At 68.4% G+C, this 16,501-nt stretch carries 16 protein-coding genes; 7 read left to right on the top strand and 9 right to left on the bottom strand.

Annotation, left to right across the window (positions count from 1 at the left end; translation table 11 throughout):
• Nucleotides 1-77: 77 nt before the first annotated feature.
• Both IAI58_RS12690 and IAI58_RS12685 read left to right on the top strand, forming a co-directional pair.
• Nucleotides 78-1,970, top strand: coding sequence for a P-loop NTPase family protein (locus tag IAI58_RS12690; protein WP_207445438.1), 1,893 nt, complete (start codon nucleotides 78-80; stop codon nucleotides 1,968-1,970).
• Nucleotides 1,967-2,551: a hypothetical protein gene (locus IAI58_RS12685; RefSeq protein ID WP_207445439.1), complete on the top strand. Its 585-nt coding sequence runs from the start codon at nucleotides 1,967-1,969 to the stop codon at nucleotides 2,549-2,551. The genes IAI58_RS12690 and IAI58_RS12685 overlap by 4 nt, the downstream gene beginning before the upstream one ends.
• A gap of 12 nt (nucleotides 2,552-2,563) precedes the next feature.
• On the opposite strand, the gene IAI58_RS12680 is transcribed toward IAI58_RS12685, so the two are convergent.
• Nucleotides 2,564-3,388 carry an SDR family NAD(P)-dependent oxidoreductase gene (locus IAI58_RS12680; RefSeq protein ID WP_208775953.1) on the bottom strand — a complete coding sequence of 275 codons (825 nt, stop codon included), beginning with the start codon at nucleotides 3,386-3,388 and terminating at the stop codon, nucleotides 2,564-2,566.
• Nucleotides 3,389-3,468: 80 nt separating this feature from the next.
• Between IAI58_RS12680 and IAI58_RS12675 the strand changes: the two genes are divergently transcribed.
• Both IAI58_RS12675 and IAI58_RS12670 read left to right on the top strand, forming a co-directional pair.
• A complete protein-coding gene (locus tag IAI58_RS12675; RefSeq protein ID WP_207445441.1) occupies nucleotides 3,469-4,155 on the top strand; it encodes a GntR family transcriptional regulator in 687 nt (228 codons plus the stop codon).
• Between the two features lie 230 nt (nucleotides 4,156-4,385).
• The gene (locus IAI58_RS12670; protein ID WP_237182849.1) at nucleotides 4,386-5,621 is read left to right on the top strand and encodes an FAD-dependent oxidoreductase; all 1,236 of its coding nucleotides are present in this window, start codon (nucleotides 4,386-4,388) and stop codon (nucleotides 5,619-5,621) included.
• Between the two features lie 90 nt (nucleotides 5,622-5,711).
• On the opposite strand, the gene IAI58_RS12665 is transcribed toward IAI58_RS12670, so the two are convergent.
• Nucleotides 5,712-6,728, bottom strand: a complete 1,017-nt coding sequence (locus IAI58_RS12665; RefSeq protein ID WP_207445442.1) for a Bug family tripartite tricarboxylate transporter substrate binding protein — start codon at nucleotides 6,726-6,728, stop codon at nucleotides 5,712-5,714.
• A gap of 90 nt (nucleotides 6,729-6,818) precedes the next feature.
• Between IAI58_RS12665 and IAI58_RS12660 the strand changes: the two genes are divergently transcribed.
• Nucleotides 6,819-7,565, top strand: a complete 747-nt coding sequence (locus IAI58_RS12660; RefSeq protein WP_207445443.1) for a maleate cis-trans isomerase family protein — start codon at nucleotides 6,819-6,821, stop codon at nucleotides 7,563-7,565.
• 40 nt (nucleotides 7,566-7,605) lie between these two features.
• Entirely contained in the window at nucleotides 7,606-8,217 is a 612-nt protein-coding gene (locus IAI58_RS12655) for an isochorismatase family protein (protein WP_207445444.1), read from the top strand.
• Between the two features lie 65 nt (nucleotides 8,218-8,282).
• Here the strand turns inward: IAI58_RS12655 and IAI58_RS12650 are convergent, their stop codons facing one another.
• From IAI58_RS12650 to hemN, 6 genes are all read right to left on the bottom strand, one after another.
• Complete coding sequence (locus tag IAI58_RS12650; protein WP_207445445.1) at nucleotides 8,283-9,152, bottom strand: glycine betaine ABC transporter substrate-binding protein; 870 nt, start codon at nucleotides 9,150-9,152, stop codon at nucleotides 8,283-8,285.
• 190 nt (nucleotides 9,153-9,342) lie between these two features.
• Nucleotides 9,343-10,218 (bottom strand): glycine betaine ABC transporter substrate-binding protein, encoded by an 876-nt coding sequence (locus IAI58_RS12645; RefSeq protein WP_207445446.1) that lies wholly within the window; start codon nucleotides 10,216-10,218, stop codon nucleotides 9,343-9,345.
• A 44-nt stretch (nucleotides 10,219-10,262) separates the two neighbouring features.
• Nucleotides 10,263-11,150 carry an ABC transporter permease gene (locus IAI58_RS12640; protein WP_207445447.1) on the bottom strand — a complete coding sequence of 296 codons (888 nt, stop codon included), beginning with the start codon at nucleotides 11,148-11,150 and terminating at the stop codon, nucleotides 10,263-10,265.
• 14 nt (nucleotides 11,151-11,164) lie between these two features.
• On the bottom strand, nucleotides 11,165-12,451 hold the full coding sequence (proV, locus tag IAI58_RS12635) for a glycine betaine/L-proline ABC transporter ATP-binding protein ProV (RefSeq protein ID WP_207445448.1): 1,287 nt from the start codon (nucleotides 12,449-12,451) through the stop codon (nucleotides 11,165-11,167).
• A 470-nt stretch (nucleotides 12,452-12,921) separates the two neighbouring features.
• Nucleotides 12,922-13,581 (bottom strand): OmpW/AlkL family protein, encoded by a 660-nt coding sequence (locus IAI58_RS12630; protein ID WP_207445449.1) that lies wholly within the window; start codon nucleotides 13,579-13,581, stop codon nucleotides 12,922-12,924.
• 83 nt (nucleotides 13,582-13,664) lie between these two features.
• Nucleotides 13,665-15,095 carry an oxygen-independent coproporphyrinogen III oxidase gene (gene hemN / locus IAI58_RS12625; RefSeq protein WP_237182202.1) on the bottom strand — a complete coding sequence of 477 codons (1,431 nt, stop codon included), beginning with the start codon at nucleotides 15,093-15,095 and terminating at the stop codon, nucleotides 13,665-13,667.
• A 67-nt stretch (nucleotides 15,096-15,162) separates the two neighbouring features.
• Here hemN and IAI58_RS12620 point away from each other — a divergent pair, with 67 nt between their 5' ends.
• Entirely contained in the window at nucleotides 15,163-15,714 is a 552-nt protein-coding gene (locus IAI58_RS12620; RefSeq protein ID WP_207445450.1) for a hemerythrin domain-containing protein, read from the top strand.
• 18 nt (nucleotides 15,715-15,732) lie between these two features.
• On the opposite strand, the gene IAI58_RS12615 is transcribed toward IAI58_RS12620, so the two are convergent.
• Entirely contained in the window at nucleotides 15,733-16,440 is a 708-nt protein-coding gene (locus IAI58_RS12615; RefSeq protein ID WP_207445451.1) for a Crp/Fnr family transcriptional regulator, read from the bottom strand.
• Nucleotides 16,441-16,501 lie beyond the last annotated feature (61 nt).

Raw genomic sequence — 16,501 nt, 5'->3', positions numbered from 1 at the left:
GCGGGCCAGGGCTTACCGGTTTTTGATCGGAGCCCTGGCTATTGTGGCGGCCAGGGCCTTCCTCCACATAAGGTGGGATGGTGGTAGAGCCGAATTCAGTTCCACAACCCACGGGCGGTCCGCCCGCGGTCGCGCACGCCGCCTGGGTGGCGGCGCGGCACGATATCCTTGAGGCCTTCAAGGCTGGCGAGCACCTCGTCGCGCTCCTTGGACCTCCGGGCATCGGCAAGAGCCGGTTGCTGCTGGAGGTAGAGGAGGCCCTCCGTTCCCCCGAGCGCCGCGTGCTGCGGCTGGAGAACGGAGACTGGGTGGAGGCGGCGTCCGCGCCCCAGTTGCTTCTGGTGGACGAGGCGGACCGGATGGACGAGGGCCGGCTGCGCCAGTTGGCGCAGCGGGGCGTGGGCTTCACGCTCCTGGCGGGCCTGCCAGCCCTGGATGAGCGGCTGGAGGGGCTGCCCTGCCGGCGCGTCCAGCTTGGCCCCATGCCGATACGGGACATCCCGGCCTATGTCGCCGCCCGGATGGCCGAGGTGGAGCTGCAGCCGGGCCGGCTGGCGCCCGGCACCGTCGAGGCGCTGGCGGAAGCCGCCGGCGGCGTGCCGCGCCTGTTGAACCTGCTGATCGGCACCAGCTTCTTCGTCGCGGATATGGCGGCCGCCGAGACCGTGCGGCCGGAGCATGTGCGCGAGGCTGCCGCCCTGCGGAGCGAGATGTTCGAGGATGAGGACGGGGTCGGGCCGGCCGCTGTCCTGCCAGGCATCGACGAAGCGTCCATGGAGGCCGGGCCGCCCGCGCCGCCGCTCGCTTCGCCGCCGTTCGCGCCGCCGCCAGTCGCGCCGCCGCCAGTCGCGCCGCCTCCGGCCGAGGCACCGCACGCCGAGCCGCCCCCCGCCGCGCCGCCTGTGGCGGAGCATCCCGTTCCGCCGGCCCCGCCGGCGGCGCCACCTCCCTCCCTGGCGCGGCTGCAGGCGCCGCCCGCGCCGCCGCCGGCCGGGCTTCTCCCATCCGCGCCACCGGCCAGGGCCGCGCGGCGGGCCCGCCGGATGGCGCTGCTGGGGCTGATCGTGCTGCTGGCCGGTGGCGCGCTGGCCTGGGCGGCCTTCCGGGACCACGGAGCCCCGCCGCCGGAGGAGGCACCTATGGCCATGATCCCGGCGGTTGACCCCGCCGCCAGCCCCGCCGCGCCGGAGCTCGCGCCGCCGGACGAGGCCACCGCTGTCGCCACGGCCGAAGCTCCTGTGCCACCCGGGAGCAGCGAGGCACCGGCAGACCCCGCGGCCCCCAGGGCGAACCTGCCGACCGGAGCGATGGTGCGCGTCATCATCACCTATCCCCGTGGCGCCGCCGGGGCGTCCAACCGGGCCACGGCCCTGGCCGGGGAACTGGAACGCGCGGGACTGGCCGCCAGCGCGCCATTCCCGGTCTCCCAGCCTCCGGCCGCGCCGCAGCTGAATTATTTCTTCCGCGAGGACCGTGAGGCCGCCCTGAAGGTGCAGCAGGTCGGCGCGGCGCAGCTCGGGCAGGCGCAGCCGCGCCTGGGCTCCGTGACCAGCGCGCTGCCGCGCCCCGGCGCCATCGAGCTTGGCCTTCCCGCCGCGGCTGCCGCAGGCGGTGCCCCGGCCGCCGCCACGGCCCCGACCGAGGATGCCGGACAGGCCATTGCGCCGGCCCCCGCCACCCTCACTGGTCCCGCCGATGACGCCGTGGTGCTGGCCGAAGTGGCGCGGCGTGGTTTCGTCCTTTCCTGGCGGCCGGCGCTCGAGGTGCGCTCCTTTGTCGAGGTGGTGGGCCTGGAGCCGGATGGGAGCGCGCGGGAGGTCTTCGCCGGCTATTCCGAGGCGGCGGACCAGCAGGCGGTGCGCCTGAGCCAGCCCGGCCGCTACGCCTGGCGGGTGCTGAGCGTTTCACGCGAGGCGCAGCGTTACAGCGCCAGTCCCTGGCACTTCCTCCAGATCGAGGCTTCGCCGTGACCCGGATTCCGCTGCTCCTGCTCTCCGTCAGCCTTGGCCTGGCCGCCTGTCAGGCGGCGCCCCTGCCGGCCCCGGTGCGGTATGCGCCGCGCCCCCCGGCCAAGCCGGCGCCGGAACCGAGCGAGGTGGAGGGTTCCTGGTTCTTCCGGGTGCTAGGCGACCGCTGCACGGCGCGCGTGGCGCACCGGGACATGGTGCTGGACCTGACGGCCGGACCCGCGAAGCGCGTGGGCTTCACCGTCAGCGCGCCGGGCCGTGGCTTGCCGGCCAGCCGTTCCGTGCGGCTGCATTTCCGGAGCGACGGCGGCCGCTGGCAGCTCCCCGGCCGCACCGATGGCAGCCGCGTCGCCTCTGCCTCCATGCCGCTCAACACGACCGGCGAGGGGCGGATCCGCGACCTGCTGGGCGGCGGCACGCTGCGTGTCCAGGGTTCCGGCGTCTCGGTCCCAGTGCTGGCGCTGCCGGATGCCGGCGTCTCCGGGCGTGACTGGTACGGCTGCCTCGCGCGGCTGCAGGAGGAGGGGGCGCCCGCTGCCGGGAAGGCCGCCGAGCCGGAGACGGCCTCCGCCCCGGCGGAGTAGAGCGCCCGGCCCCTACATGATGCTGGGTTTGGCCACCGGGGCGCTACGGGCGCCGGTGGATGCCTCAGCCAAGGGCAGGTCGCTGTCCCAGAGCCGGGCGATGAAGCGCCGCCCATTGACCGCCGCCGATTCGGCCGAGGTCAGCCAGACCGCTGGCGGACCCATGATGGCGGGATCGAGCAGGTTTCCGTCGGCGCCGCGCCGGCTGGGGCCCGCGGGCAACAGCTCGGTATTGGCCGCGCCGCCGGGCAGCAGCACGTTCACCGTGACGCCCGTCCCCTCCACATCCTGCGCCCAGCAGCGGGAGGCCGCCTCCAGCCCCGCCTTGCTGGGGCCGTAGGGAGCGTAGCCGCGCCGGACCATGGTCTGGTCGCTGGTGGAGATATTGACGATTCGGCCGTCCCGCTGCGCCAGCAGATGCGGCATGGCCGCCGCCGCCATGTTGAAGGCGCCGTTGAGGTTGATGTCCATGATGAGTGCCCAGGTCTCCGGCGGCACCGTCCAGAAGGGAACGGGGTCGGTGGTGAAGCGCTCGCTGACCAGCCGCATGCCGCGCCCGGCATTGTTGATGACGGCATGCAGCGCGCCGAACCGCTCCAGCGCCGCCGCCACCACCCGCGCGCAATCCGCGGGGCGCGTGACATCGGCTGTCAGCGCCAGGAGCCGGTCCGGGCCATGGGTGGCATCGGCCCATGCCGCCATGGCCTCCAGCTCCGCGCCGGAGCGCGCGCCCGTGACGACGACGCGGCCGCCCGCCGCCAGTAGTGCCTCCGCCATGGCGCGGCCCAACCCGCGCCCGCCGCCCGTCACGATGGCCACCCGGTCCTGCAACATCATCGATCCCCCTTGCATTCAGCGGGAGGGTCCAGCAAGGCCTGAGAGGGCGCAAGCCCGGGGCCGGAGAAATTGGACCGACAATGTCGAACGCGGCGGAACGCGCCTACCACATCATCCGCCAACGCATCATGGATGGCAGCTTCCCGCCCGGGTCGCCATTGCGGGAGACCCTGCTGGCCAGCGAGATCGGCGTCAGCCGCACGCCCATTCGTGACGCGCTGCGGCGGCTGCTGGCCGACGGGCTGGTGGACAGCACGCGGAACTACGGCACCTTCGTCGCCGAGATCAGCCAGGAGGACGTGCAGGAGGTCTGGCAGCTGCGGGCGATGCTGGAGGGCTTCGCCGCGCGCCGTGCCGCGCTCCGCATCACGGAGGAGGAACTGGCGGAGCTGCGCCGGCTGGCCGACGCCATGGAGGCGCTGGACGGGCCCGACGAGCGGCGCATCGCCCGTTTCGCCACGCTGAACACGGAGTTCCACGCCGTCATGATCCGCGCCGCGCGGTCCCGCCGGCTGGAGGGGATGCTGGGGCGGGCCATCCAGGTGCCGCTGGTGCTGCTGAAGCAGTACCGGATGCATGAATGGGTGAATATCGACCGTTCCAACCGCTACCACCGGGAGATCATCGACGCCCTGGCCGCCCGCAACGCCGAATGGGCGGGGCTGGTGGTCAGCGCGCATCTGAACAGCACGCGCCCCGCCAGCCTCGTGGCGGAGATCGAGCGGTCCGAAAATATTGTACACAATGAAGGCAAGGCCAGGGGCTGAACGACGCTGATTTCAGCAGGCCGGCGACAACCTTCGGGCAAAAATGCACGGTGCAAGCCATTTGGTACGTGCAATGGGCTGCGGAGTTGTACACAATGGTCGGGGATTTCGCCGCCGTGGGGGCTTTGACGGCAGCCCTGTGGTTCCGTGCCGGCACAGTGGTGCCCTGGCTTCGGGCGCGCGGGCTGGCGGGGTCCGGATGATACCGTCGGTCGAGAAGGTGCAGCACCGTGGCGAATGATCTGGCTTCTCCCTCCCTGAAGGCCGCTGGCCGGGTGGCCCCGGTTTTGGTGGCCGGCGCTGGCCCGGTCGGCCTGGTGGCCGCCGCCGCGCTGGCGGAGGAGGGCATCCCGGTCACCATCGTCGAGGCTGAGCGCGACCTGCCGGACGGGCTGCGGGCCTCCACCTTCCATCCGCCCACGCTGGACATGCTGGACCGCTTCGGCATCTCCTCCATCCTGGTGGAGCAGGGGCTGATCTGCCCCCAGTGGCAGTTCCGGGACCGGCGCGACGGCCCGGTGGCGACCTTCGACCTGACGCTGCTGAAGGGCGAGACCAACCACCCCTACCGCCTGCAATGCGAGCAGTGGCGCCTGACGCGCCTGCTGCGCGACCGCCTGGCGACCAACCCGGCCGTGAACTTTATCTATGACGCCCGCGCCGTGGATGCGACGCAGGACGCGGATGGCGTGACGCTGGTGGTGGAGCGCGCGGACGGCACGCAGGAATCGCTGAAGGGTTCCTGGCTGATCGGCGCCGACGGCGCGCGCAGCGCCGTCCGCAAGGCCATGAACATCGGCTTCGACGGGCAGACGATTCCAGAACTCTACCTGACCTGCTCGACGACCTTCCAATATCAGGAGGCGATGGAGGGCCTCACCAACATCGCCTATATCTCCGACCCCGACGAATGGTTCGTGCTGCTGCGGACCCGCAGCGTCTGGCGCCTGCTGCTGCCGACGGATGCGAATGAGCCGGAAGAGGTGATGCTGTCCGACAAGCGCATCCAGCAGCGCATGCAGGAAGTGCTGCCGAAGAGCGGGGATTACGAAATCAAGCACCGCACCGCCTACCGCGTGCATGAGCGCGTGGCGGAGCGTTATGTCACGGGGCGCGTGCTGCTGGCGGGCGACGCCGCGCATGTGAACAACCCGCTTGGTGGAATGGGCATGAACGGCGGCATCCACGATGCTTTCAACCTGGCCGAGAAGCTGACGCGCGTCTGGAAGGGCGAGAACGCCGCGCTGCTAGGCCGCTATGAGCGGCAGCGGCGCAAGGTGGCCCTGGACGTGGTGCAGCAGCAGGCCCTGCGGAATCGCGCGACGCTGAACCAGCGCGACCCCGAAGTGCGTCGTGCCGCGCTCGATGATCTGCGTTCCGTGGCGAATGATCCTGTCCGTCACAAGGACTACCTGATGAAGACTTCCATGATTGCTTCGCTGCGTGCACTGGACGAAGTGGCCTGAAAAAATTCGGGGCGGAGCCTTCCGGCTTCGCCCCGATCCGCGAGGGTAACCGGGCCGCCACGGTATTTCCGTGGCGGCCTTTCCCGTGCCTCAGTTGGCGCTAGCGCCGGATGCCTTGATGACATCCCGATACTTCATGGTTTCAGCCTGCATGAAAGCGGCGAAGTTCTCACGGGTCGGGCTGCTGCGGGGCACGGAGCCCAGCATGCTCAGTTTCTGGCGAACCTGATCATCCGCGATTGCCGCGACAACGGCCTGGTGCAGCTTGTCGAGAATCGGGTCCGGCACGCCCGCGGGGGTGACCACGCCGAACCAGCCGGTGGAGGTGATGTCGACGCCGGCTTCAACAAGAGTCGGAAGCTCGGGGAAAGCGTCGAGGCGCTGCGTGCCGGTCACGGCCAGAGCCTTCATGCGGCCGGACTTTACCATTTCCGCCACGGCGGAGATGGACTGGAACACCACCTGCGTGCGGCCTTCCATAAGATCCGTGTTGAGTTGGCCCGAATTCGTATAAGGCACATGCTGCATGTCGATGCCGGTGGCCAGGGCGAACTGCGCGCCGGCCAGATGCTGGGAGGAGCCAGCGCCGACCGAGCCGAAATCGATCGAGCCGCGCTTCTTCCCGTATGCGATGAACTCGGCGACGGTGTCGGCAGGGGTGGAGACCGGCACCACCATGATGTTCGGCACCAGCACCATCAACGACACGGCCGCGAAGTCGCGGTCCGGGTTGAAGGGCATGTCCTTATAGATCCACTTGTTGACCGCGTTGCTGGCGATCGAGCTGAGGCCGAGCGTATAGCCATCCGGCGCCGACTGGGCGACCGCAGTCATGCCGATATTGGTGCCGGCGCCTGGGCGGTCGTCGATGACGATGGTCTGGCCAAGGATGGCGCTGACCCGTTCCATGACGATGCGCGCCGTAACGGAGCCGGCGCCGCCGGCGGGGCCGGGATTAATGAAGCGGATGGTCCGGGACGGCCAGGCAGGCTGGGCCCGCAAAACCGCAGGCGCTGACAGCAGGGGCAGGGCCGCGAGCAGAGCGCGGCGGCGGAGCGGAAATGCGAGAGGCATTGTCTGGACCTCAATGTTTTTGGTGGTTCGCATGATGCATGAGCCATGCCAGAATGCCTATGACCGAATGACAGCGACCGGCGAGATTCGGATGGGTGTCGTTCCATCAAGGAGTGTTCGAGAATGCCTGACGCACAGGGCTGGCGCGCCAAGTTCGGCGTGCTGGGGCCGTCCACCAACACGATCGTGCAGCCGGATTTCGACGACATGCGGCCGCATGGCGTGACGAACCACTACAGCCGCATTTTCACGCCCAATGCCAATGCCATCAGCAACGAGACCTTCCGGGCCGGTGCTGAGGTCATCGCCGGCAATACGCTGGATGCCGTCCGTAGCGTCATGACCTGCAAGCCGGACCATCTGGTGATGGGCATGTCGGCCGTGACCTTCTTCGACGGTGCCAAGGGTGCCGACCGCTTCGTGAAGGAGGTCGAGGAAGAATCGGGCCTGCGCATCAGCGTTGGCAGCCACGCCTGCACGGCGGCGCTCAACCGCTACGGCAATATCCGCCGCCTCGCCGTGCTGTCCCCGTACTGGCCGTCGATGAACACCGAAGTCACGCGCTACTTTGGCGATATGGGCTTCAGCGTTGTGCGGGACATCGCGCTGCAATGCCCGTCCTGGATCGCGATCGCCGAGGTGTCCAGCGAGCGGCTCCGGGAGACCATCCTCAAGCTGGACGGTGACGATGTCGATGCCATCGTGCAGGTCGGCACCAACCTCTCCATGGTGAAGCTTGCGGCGGCGGCGGAACTCTGGCTGGGCAAGCCGGTGGTCGCCATTAATACCGCGACCTACTGGCACGCGCTGCGCGCCAACAACATCAACGACCAGATGGACGGCTTCGGGCGTCTGCTGTCGGAATTCTGAACATGCCGCGGAGGCTTTCCTCTCCGCCCGGAGGCGTGACATGAGTGAGCTGGATATCTACAGCAAGCAGGGCATGGGCGCCTCGGTCGGCATGGGCCTGAGCCCGGCGCTGGTGATCGTCGATTTCGTCGAGGGATTCACGGACCCGGAGCATTTCGGCGGCGGCAATATCAAGCCGGCCATCGCGCGTACGGTGCCGCTGCTGGCGCATGCGCGGGCCCGTGGCTGGCCGGTGGCGCATACTCGCGTGGTCTATGCCGACGACGGCTCCGATGCCGGTGCCTTCACGCGCAAGTCTCCGGGGCTGCTCAAGCTGACCGAGACGAGCCCGCTGAGCCAGATCGTGCCGGAACTGACCCCGGCGCCGGGGGAACTGGTGATCCGCAAGCGCCAGGCTTCCGCTTTCTTCGGGACGGAACTCGTCGGCTGGCTGCTGTGGAAGCGGGTGGATACGCTGCTGGTGGTAGGCTGCACCACCTCCGGCTGCGTGCGCGCGACGGTGGTGGATGCGGTGGCCCATAACCTCCGCACCATCGTCGTCACGGACTGCGTCGGTGACCGCGCGATCGGCCCGCACGAGGCGAACCTCTTCGATATGGGGCAGAAATACGCTGACCTGATGAATAGCGAGGCAGTGATGGCCGCGGCCTGACAACCGCGCCACGACACGACGGGGCGCGGCAGCCGTGCCACCGCGCCCCGTTGCGAACAGGCGGCTCAGGCCGCCGTGAACCAGCCGTCCACGCGCGCGGCATGTTCGCTGACATACCAGTCGACGACCGCGTCAATGTCCTTCTCCTGCGCCGCCAGCATCGCCTTCTGCAATTCATCCAGCGGCATGTTCATGCGGGAGAGGAAAGCCGCGACCTGTGGCCGGTCCTTACCGAGCCCCAGACGGCCAGCAGCGACGATGTCTTCCTCCTCGCCCATGCCCAGCTTCGGGTCATCGAGGTAGCGGATGTCGAACTTGTTGAACATCCAGTGCGGATTCCAGGCCGAGAAGACAATCCAGTCCTTGGCGCGGATGGAACGCTGCAACATGGTCAGCATCCCGGCCTCGCCGGACTCCTGCACGGAGTAGTCGAGCCCATAGGCCTTCACAGTCTCATGCACGAGCCGCGTCATGCCCGCGCCGGGCTCGATGGTCTGGATGCGGCCGCCCATCTTGCCGCGCACCTCAGCCTTCGCCAGGTCGGCGATGCTGGCGACCTCCTCCTCCGGTACATAGGACGGCACGGCGAGGCCCATCTTGCCGGTGTAGAGCTTGCCGAGCCGCTCAACCTTGCCCTCGGCCCGCGCCCAGTAATCGCGATGCGTCTTGGGCAGCCAGCACATCAGCACGGCATCCAGATCCCCGCGCATGATGCCCTGATAGAGCGGCGCGACATCGGTCTGCACCAGCACGACCTTGGTCTTCAGCCGGTCCTGGATCAGCCGTGCCGCCAGCTTGGTGATGAATTCGGCATCGGTCCAGGGCGCGTAGCCCAGCTTCACTGGCTTGGCGGGTTGCGCCTGGAGGGTGCCGGTGGCCAGGGCCGTGGCCAGGCCGGCGGTCAGACCAAGGAATTCGCGCTTCTTGAGCGTCATGCAGACTCCTGCGTGTTGAGCGGGGGAATAGGACATCAGCCGGGTCGGGTGTGCGGGGACCGCGCAGGCAAGGATGTCCTGCGGAGAGGAAGGGAAGGAACAGGTCCCGCGGATGTCGGCGCCCAGGCGGCCAGTGGGGCGCCGCGACGGCCGGGGAGGAAGACCCCCGGCCATGGCGGGCTGACGTGGATCAGCCCTGGGCGAACCAGCCGTTCACGCGTTCGGCGTGCTGCTCGATATACTGGGCGACGGCGGTGTCGTAATCCTTCTCCTGCGCCACCAGCATCGCGCTTTCCAGCTCGTTCAGCGGCAGGTTCAGGCGGGAGAGGAAGGCGGCGATCTCCGGGCGGTCCTTGCCCAGGCCGGGGCGGCCGAGGCCGACGACTTCTTCTTCCCCGCCCAGTGCCTGCTTGGGGTCGGCCAGGTAGCGCAGCTCATACTTGCCGAACATCCAGTGCGGGCTCCAGGCCGTGGCCACCACCCACTGGTCGCGACGCAGGGCGCGGTCGATCATGCTGAGCATGGCGGCCTCGCTGGATTCCTGCAGCGTGTAGTCGTCAAGACCATAAGCCTTGACGGCTTCGTTGGAGAGGCGCGTCAGGCCCGCGCCGGGCTCGATGCCCTGGATGCGACCGCCGAACTTGCTTCGCACTTCCGGCTTGGCCAGGTCGGCGATGGAGGCGACCTCGCTCTCCGGCACATATGCCGGCACCACCCAGCCCAGCTTGGCACCGCCATAGAGCGTGCCCAGACGCTCGGCCTTGCCATCCACGCGCTTCCAGTAGTCGGCATGGGTCTGCGGCAGCCAGCACATCAGCATGGCATCGACATCGCCGCGCGTGATGCCTTGGTAGAGCGGCGCGACATCGGTCTGCACCAGCACGACCCTGGTCTTCAGCCGGTCCTGGATCAGCCGGGCGGCCAGCTTGGTGACGAATTCGGCATCGGCCCAGGCGGCGAAGCCGAGCTTGATGGGCTTCGCCGCCTGGGCATGCGCCACGCCGGTGGCGAAGGCGGCGGCCAGGCCGGCGGACACGCCGAGGAATTCACGCTTCTTGAGCAGCATGGCGGTCCCTTTCGGAAATGAGGGGAGGGAGGGGGCGGTACGGGTCAAGCCTCGAGCGCCGCTTTGTCGCGGCGCCCGGCGAAGAGCTGGCGCAGGCTGAAACCTGAGCCCTTCTGCCCGAAGCTCTGGGTGATGCGGTCCAGCAGCACGGCCAGCACGACGACGGCGAGGCCGCCTTCGAAGCCCGTGCCCACATCCAGCCGCTGGATGCCGGTCAGCACCGTATTGCCCAGCCCGCCCGCGCCGATCATGGAGGCGATGACGACCATGGAGAGCGAGAGCATGATGGTCTGGTTGATGCCGGCCATGATGGAGGGCAGGGCATTCGGGATCTGCACCTTCATCAGCAGCTGCGTGGGCGTGCAGCCGAAGGCGAGGCCAGCCTCGATGAACTCCGCATGCACCTGGCGGATGCCGAGATTGGTCAGGCGTACCACCGGCGGCATGGCGAAGATGACGGTGGCGATGGTGCCGGGCACCGCGCCCAGGCCAAAGAACATGGCGGCCGGGATCAGGTAGACGAAGGCCGGCATGGTCTGCATCAGGTCCAGCGCCGGGCGCGCCACCATCTGCACCGCCTTGCTGCGCGCCATGGCGATGCCCAGAGGCACGCCGATGACGATGGCGATGACGGTCGCGGCCAGGACGAGGGAGAGCGTTTCCATCATCCGGCCCCAGAGGCCCATGCCGGCGATCAGCAGCAGGGCGGCCAGCGCGAAGACCGCGAACTTCCAGCCGACCCGCCAGAGCGCGAGCAGGACGACGATGGCGATGGCGGCCGGCATCGGCAGCATCTGCAACCCGGCCTGGATGCCGTCGGTCACGAAGCCGATGGTGGCCGCGATGACATCCAGTGCGGGCGTGAAATGATCGAGGATATAGTTGACGACGGCATCGGCGGCGTCGCCGATACCCAGATCGATATCTTGCATGATGATCTCCCCGCTCAGTTGCCGGAGCGATCGAGCGACATGAGCAAAGCGGATTTGCTGATGGAGCCGAGATAGCGGTGGTTCTCATCCACCACCGGCACCGGGAAGGGGCTCTGCGCCACCCGCCCCATGACATCGGACAGGGTGTCCGCCGCCGCGATCGGCTGCACATCCGGCAGGAAGGCGCTGTGATAGGGGTCGGCCACGCCGTTGCGCACGGCGCGGGCGAGCGCCTCGGCGCTGATCATGCCGTGATACTTCTTGTCCCGGCCGACGACGATGGCGATGTCGCGGTCGTGGCGGCGCATCCGGTCCAGCGCGGCATGCACCGTCATGCCCCGGCGCTCGATCAGCGTCACCTGCGTCTCCCGCGCGATATCGCCGGCGCGGAAGACCTGGCTGACATCGACATTGCGGAAGAAGGAACGGACATAGTCGTTGGCCGGGCTGGTGACGATCTCGTCCGGCGTGCCGACCTGCACCACCACGCCATGCTGCATGATGGCGATGCGGTCGCCGATCCGCATGGCCTCGTCGAGATCGTGGCTGACGAAGACGATGGTGCGGCTGTGCTCGGATTGCAGGCGCAGCAACTCGTCCTGCATTTCCGTGCGGATCAGCGGATCGAGCGCCGAGAAGGCCTCGTCCATCAACAGCACGCTGGGCTCGCCCGCCAGGGCGCGGGCGAGCCCGACGCGCTGCTTCATGCCGCCGGAAAGCTGGTCGGGGCGGCTGTCGGCATAGGTGGCCAGGCCAACGCCTTGCAGCGCCGCCAGGGCCTTGGCGTGGCGCTCGGCCTCCGGCACTCCGGCCACTTCCAGGCCGAAGGAGGCATTGTCCAGCACCGTGCGGTTGGGCAGCAGGGCGAAGGACTGGAAGACCATGCTCATGTCGCGCCGGCGCAGCTCGATCAGCTCGCGCTTCGACATCTTCGTGATGTCCTGGCCGTCGAACAGGATCTCGCCCGCGCTGGGCTCGATCAGGCGGTTGATGAGGCGGAGCAGGGTTGATTTGCCGGAGCCGGAGAGGCCCATGATCACGAAGATCTCGCCAGCATGGATGTCGAAGCTGGCATTGTTCACGCCGACGGTGCAGCCGGTCTTGGCGTGGATCTCATCCTTGCCATGGCCCTCATGGACCATGCGTACCGCTGCTTCGGGATGGTCGCCGAAGACCTTGAAGACGTTGCGGAGGGCGATTTTAACGGAAGGCTGGGCGATATCCTCGCCCGATGCGGCGGCCGGAACGACGCTCCCGGGGGAGGTCTTGGCGGCAATGCCGCCGGTCGTCTCAATATCCATGTGCATGCAATGCGGTCTGCCCTCCGCCGGGCGGGGGCACACACCTCCATGATGTTTCTTCTCAGGCGGCGGGCACTGGCGAATGAGCGCGGCCGGAAACGGCTGTGCCCCAAAAAAGCCACAATAATGTGCCGCCACCGGGCGGTTGACGGATCACTACCGCAATATGGATGGGCTGTCTACCCGCGTCTCAATATCATGGAAGCTGCCGCTGAGGCAGGATCAGATGCCGCAGTGTGGTGCTAAACAGAAAAACCGGATGTGTCATCTCAAATCGGCGAAGGGGATGATACTTTCTGCTTCCTGCCGAAGGCTTGCAGGACAGCATTATGGGATGACTAAGGTTTTACTGATGATGATGGCCAGGTGGCGGCGAATCATCTTGTCATGGTCTCCGCCGCTCTCGCAGCCAGGGTTGGCCCGCCGGGGAGAGGCGGGGCCGGCATCCGGCCCCGCCCTTGATCCTGCCGTCAGAAGCGGTAGCGGAGGCCCACGCCGAAGATCCAGGGATCGAGGTCGGCACGCGCGCCGATGGCGCCGCTGTTCACGGCCGCATGGGGCTGCAGGAACAGCTTCTTGGCGTCCAGGTTGACGGACCAGCGCGGGTTGAGCTCGTAGTCCATGCCCACATTCAGGGCCCAGCCCCAGCTGTTCTTGACATCCACCTTCTCCACCGGCGCGGTGCGGCTGCCGCCTTCGCCATAGAAAAGGGTGTAGTTCACGCCGAGGCCGACATAGGGGCTGAACCGGGAGGCCGGCAGCGGGTGGAACTGCAGCGTCAGCGTCGGCGGCAGTGCCCAGACATGGCCCAGATCGACATCCCCGATGGCGGAGCCGCGCACCTTCAGGTCATGCCGCGTGGTGGCGGCGATCAGGTTCAGCGACATATAGGGGCTGGCGAACCAGGTGAGGTCGAGCTGCGGCACATAGCTGTTGCCGGCATCCGGCTTGCCGCCGATGGCGTCGACGCGGCCGCCCTTCTCCGGCAGGACGCCAATGGCGCTGAAGCCCAGGACGAGGTCACCCGCCTGCTTGCCGCGCACCGGCTCCTGCGCCTGGGCGGCGAGGGGCGCGGTCAGCATGGTTGCCGCCAGCGCCAGGGTCGATGCGATCCGGTAGGTCTTGTTCATCGTCTCTCTCATCATGAAGCGGCAAAGCCACCGCTTGCATGGAGACGCATAGGGCGCCTTTTCGCGTCAGTCTTTGATCAGGATCATACCGCTGCGGAATGTCGCTGTGCCGCCGGGGCCAGATAGGCGTCGAAGCAGGCCGCGACCTGACGCACGAAGCGCCGCCCGCGCGGCGTGACCCGCAGCATCGCGCCATCAAGCCGCGCCAGGCCCTGCTGAAGCAGAGGCTCCATGCGATGCAGCGAATCGCGAAGGATCATTTCTGCCGCTGCATCCATTGACACCACGGCGTTGAGGTCGAGCGCGAAGTCGCACATCAGGCGTTCGATCAGCAGGGCGCGCAGCCGGTCCTCCGCGGTCACGGCGGCGCCGCGCACCACCGGCAGATGACCGCCGAGGATCTGCTCGCGGTAACGGCGTTCATCCAGCTCGTTGCCGGCGAAGCCGCCGGGAAGCTGGCCGATGGCGGAGGTGCCGAGGCCCAGCAGGACCGGCGCGCAGTCCGTGGTATAACCCTGGAAGTTGCGGCGCAGGGTGCCCTCGCGCGCTGCGGCGGTCAGCGGGTCCTCCGGCCGCGCGAAATGATCCAGGCCCAGGGCTTCGTAGCCCAGTTCGCACAGGATGGACTCTGCGCGTTCCGCCTGTTCCAGCCGCGCGGTGACGCCGGGCAGCAGGCTGGCATCGATCGCTTTCTGGTGCGGCCGCATCCAGGCCACATGCGCGTAGCCGAAGACGGCGACACGGTCTGCGCCCAGTTCCCCCGCGAAGCGCGTGCTGGCCTCCACATGCGCGGTGGTCTGGCCGGGCAGGCCATACATCAGGTCGATATTGATACCGGCGATCCCGGCCTCGCGCAGCCGCCGTACCGCCAGTGCCACAAGTTCCTTGGGCTGGGGGCGGCCGATGCGCGCCTGCACCTCCGGCGCGATGTCCTGCACGCCGAGGCTGGCGCGGGTGAAGCCCATCTCGCCCAGGGCCGCCGCCATGCCGGCATCCAGCACGCGCGGGTCCAGCTCGATGGCGAGTTCCGCGTCATCGCGGAGATGGAAGCGGCGGCGCAGCACATCCAGCAGCGCGCGCAGCCCCTCCGCGCCGAGCGCGGTGGGCGTGCCGCCGCCGAGATGCAGATGGGAGACGCCGGCATGTGGCGGCAGCGCATCCGCCAGCAACCCGGCTTCTGCTAGCAGGGCTTCCGCGTAGTTGGCGATGCGGGTGGCCGAACGGGTAGGGCGGGTATGGCAGGCGCAGTAGAGGCAGAGATCCCGGCAGAAGGGGATATGCACGTAGAGGGAAAGCGTGTCGCCGGGAGCGATGCCTTCGCGCAGCCAGACGCGGTAATCCGTTTCCAGCACAGGGCCGAATTGCGCCGCGGTGGGGTAGCTGGTGTAGCGGGGCACCCGCGCCTCGGCGAGGGCCAGCAGGCTGCGGTCCTGGACCGCGTCATTCCATTCGTCCATCGCCCGATGCTGCGCCCGCAGCACCGGAGGCGCCTTGATCCAGCGCAACGGCGGCATGTTTGATTGACCGGTGTCAATGCCGCCCATGCCCCGTGCCGCTAACGATGATGCGGCAGGAGGAGCAATGATGGTGGAAACAGCGCAGCAGGAGGGCCGGGTCTTGCGGCTCTGTGACGGCTGGCGGGACGAGTTCGAGCAACGGGTCCGCGTCCTGGCCGAGGAACATGCGGCGCTGCGGAACCTGTGCGACCGGCTGGAGCGGATCGCGGATGACCTGCCGCGCCAGCCGGCCGCGGAGGAGCGGCAGGCGGTGATCCGGGATCTGCAATCGCTGATGGGCCGGCATCAGCAGCGCGAGGATGCCTTCCTGTCGTCGCTGCTGCGCGGCCAGGGAAGCACGCCGCTGGAGCGTGGCCTGCTGGCGCGTATCCGGTGGCATCACGCGCAGGACGAGATGCATGCGCGGGACCTGAGCTGTGCGCTGCAGGCCGCCCGGCCGGAAGGATTCCCGATCGGAGCCGAGGCGATGGGCTATATGCTTCGCTGCTTTTTCGACGGCTGCCGCCGCGCCATGGCCTTCGAGGAGCTGGCTATCCTGGTGCTGGCGCGGCAGCGTCTCTCCGGCCGCGCGGCCGGCATCCTGATCCAGTCCCTGGGCAGCCTGCAGGAGCCCTGAGGCCGCCGCGCCGGCCGCTCAGGCGGCCTCGGCCCGTTCCTCCAGCGCATCGCGGTCGAGGATGGTCACCAGGCGACCGGAGGGCAGGTCGATCAGCCCGGCGCGCTTCAGCCGCGTCATCTGGCGGCTGACGGTCTCGATCGTCAGACCCAGCACATCCGCCATCTGCGCGCGGGTCAGCGGCAGATCGAAGGTGACCGGCGTCCCCGGGCGGCTCTCCGGCTTCCCCAGGTGCAGCGCCATGTCGAGCAGGAAGCTCGCCACCTTCTCCTCGGCCGTCTTGCGGCCCAGCATCAGCATGCGGTTGCGGGCCTCGTCCAGCGCCGCCAGCGTGCGCCGCAGCAGCAGCCGCTCCATCCGGCTGTGCTCCTCCAGCGCTTCCTCGAAGGGTTTGCGGGGGAAGACGCAAAGCTCGGCATCGGTCAGTGCCGTGACGGTGTGCTCGGCCTGCTCGGAGAAGGGACGGCCGACAAAATCGGCGGGGTAGAGCAGGCCGACGATCTGCTCCCGCCCATCCGGCAGGGTGGCGCTGAGCTTCAGCACCCCCTCGAGGAGGTTGGCGCAGAGCGCAGCCTCGTCCCCTGCCCAGAGCAGCGTCTGGCCACGTTCCAGCTTGCGGTTATGGCCGATGCTGTTGAGGCTGCTCAGTTCCTCGTCGCTCAGGCTGCTGCAGAGAGACTGGTCGCGAACCTTACAGTCGTTGCATGGACGCGAAATATCGAACACCCCCCCCGGCTGATCGGCCCGCCATTATAGCGGGGCAAGGGGGGCGTGTCTTGAAGATCGG

Source organism: Roseomonas marmotae, from assembly GCF_017654485.1.
GTDB lineage: Bacteria > Pseudomonadota > Alphaproteobacteria > Acetobacterales > Acetobacteraceae > Pseudoroseomonas > Pseudoroseomonas marmotae.
Note: the sequence above shows the minus strand (reverse complement) of the source record. Positions and strands in the feature narration are given on the sequence as shown.

Coding starts and splice junctions, on each gene's coding strand:
- IAI58_RS12630 (WP_207445449.1), bottom strand. CDS start 13,581: ATGAACAAGACCTACCGGATCGCATCGACCCTGGCGCTGGCGGCAACC.
- IAI58_RS12645 (WP_207445446.1), bottom strand. CDS start 10,218: ATGCTGCTCAAGAAGCGTGAATTCCTCGGCGTGTCCGCCGGCCTGGCC.
- IAI58_RS12680 (WP_208775953.1), bottom strand. CDS start 3,388: ATGATGTTGCAGGACCGGGTGGCCATCGTGACGGGCGGCGGGCGCGGG.
- IAI58_RS12640 (WP_207445447.1), bottom strand. CDS start 11,150: ATGCAAGATATCGATCTGGGTATCGGCGACGCCGCCGATGCCGTCGTC.
- proV (WP_207445448.1), bottom strand. CDS start 12,451: ATGGATATTGAGACGACCGGCGGCATTGCCGCCAAGACCTCCCCCGGG.
- hemN (WP_237182202.1), bottom strand. CDS start 15,095: ATGCCGCCGTTGCGCTGGATCAAGGCGCCTCCGGTGCTGCGGGCGCAG.
- IAI58_RS12660 (WP_207445443.1), top strand. CDS start 6,819: ATGCCTGACGCACAGGGCTGGCGCGCCAAGTTCGGCGTGCTGGGGCCG.
- IAI58_RS12675 (WP_207445441.1), top strand. CDS start 3,469: ATGTCGAACGCGGCGGAACGCGCCTACCACATCATCCGCCAACGCATC.
- IAI58_RS12655 (WP_207445444.1), top strand. CDS start 7,606: ATGAGTGAGCTGGATATCTACAGCAAGCAGGGCATGGGCGCCTCGGTC.
- IAI58_RS12620 (WP_207445450.1), top strand. CDS start 15,163: ATGATGGTGGAAACAGCGCAGCAGGAGGGCCGGGTCTTGCGGCTCTGT.
- IAI58_RS12690 (WP_207445438.1), top strand. CDS start 78: ATGGTGGTAGAGCCGAATTCAGTTCCACAACCCACGGGCGGTCCGCCC.
- IAI58_RS12665 (WP_207445442.1), bottom strand. CDS start 6,728: ATGCGAACCACCAAAAACATTGAGGTCCAGACAATGCCTCTCGCATTT.
- IAI58_RS12650 (WP_207445445.1), bottom strand. CDS start 9,152: ATGACGCTCAAGAAGCGCGAATTCCTTGGTCTGACCGCCGGCCTGGCC.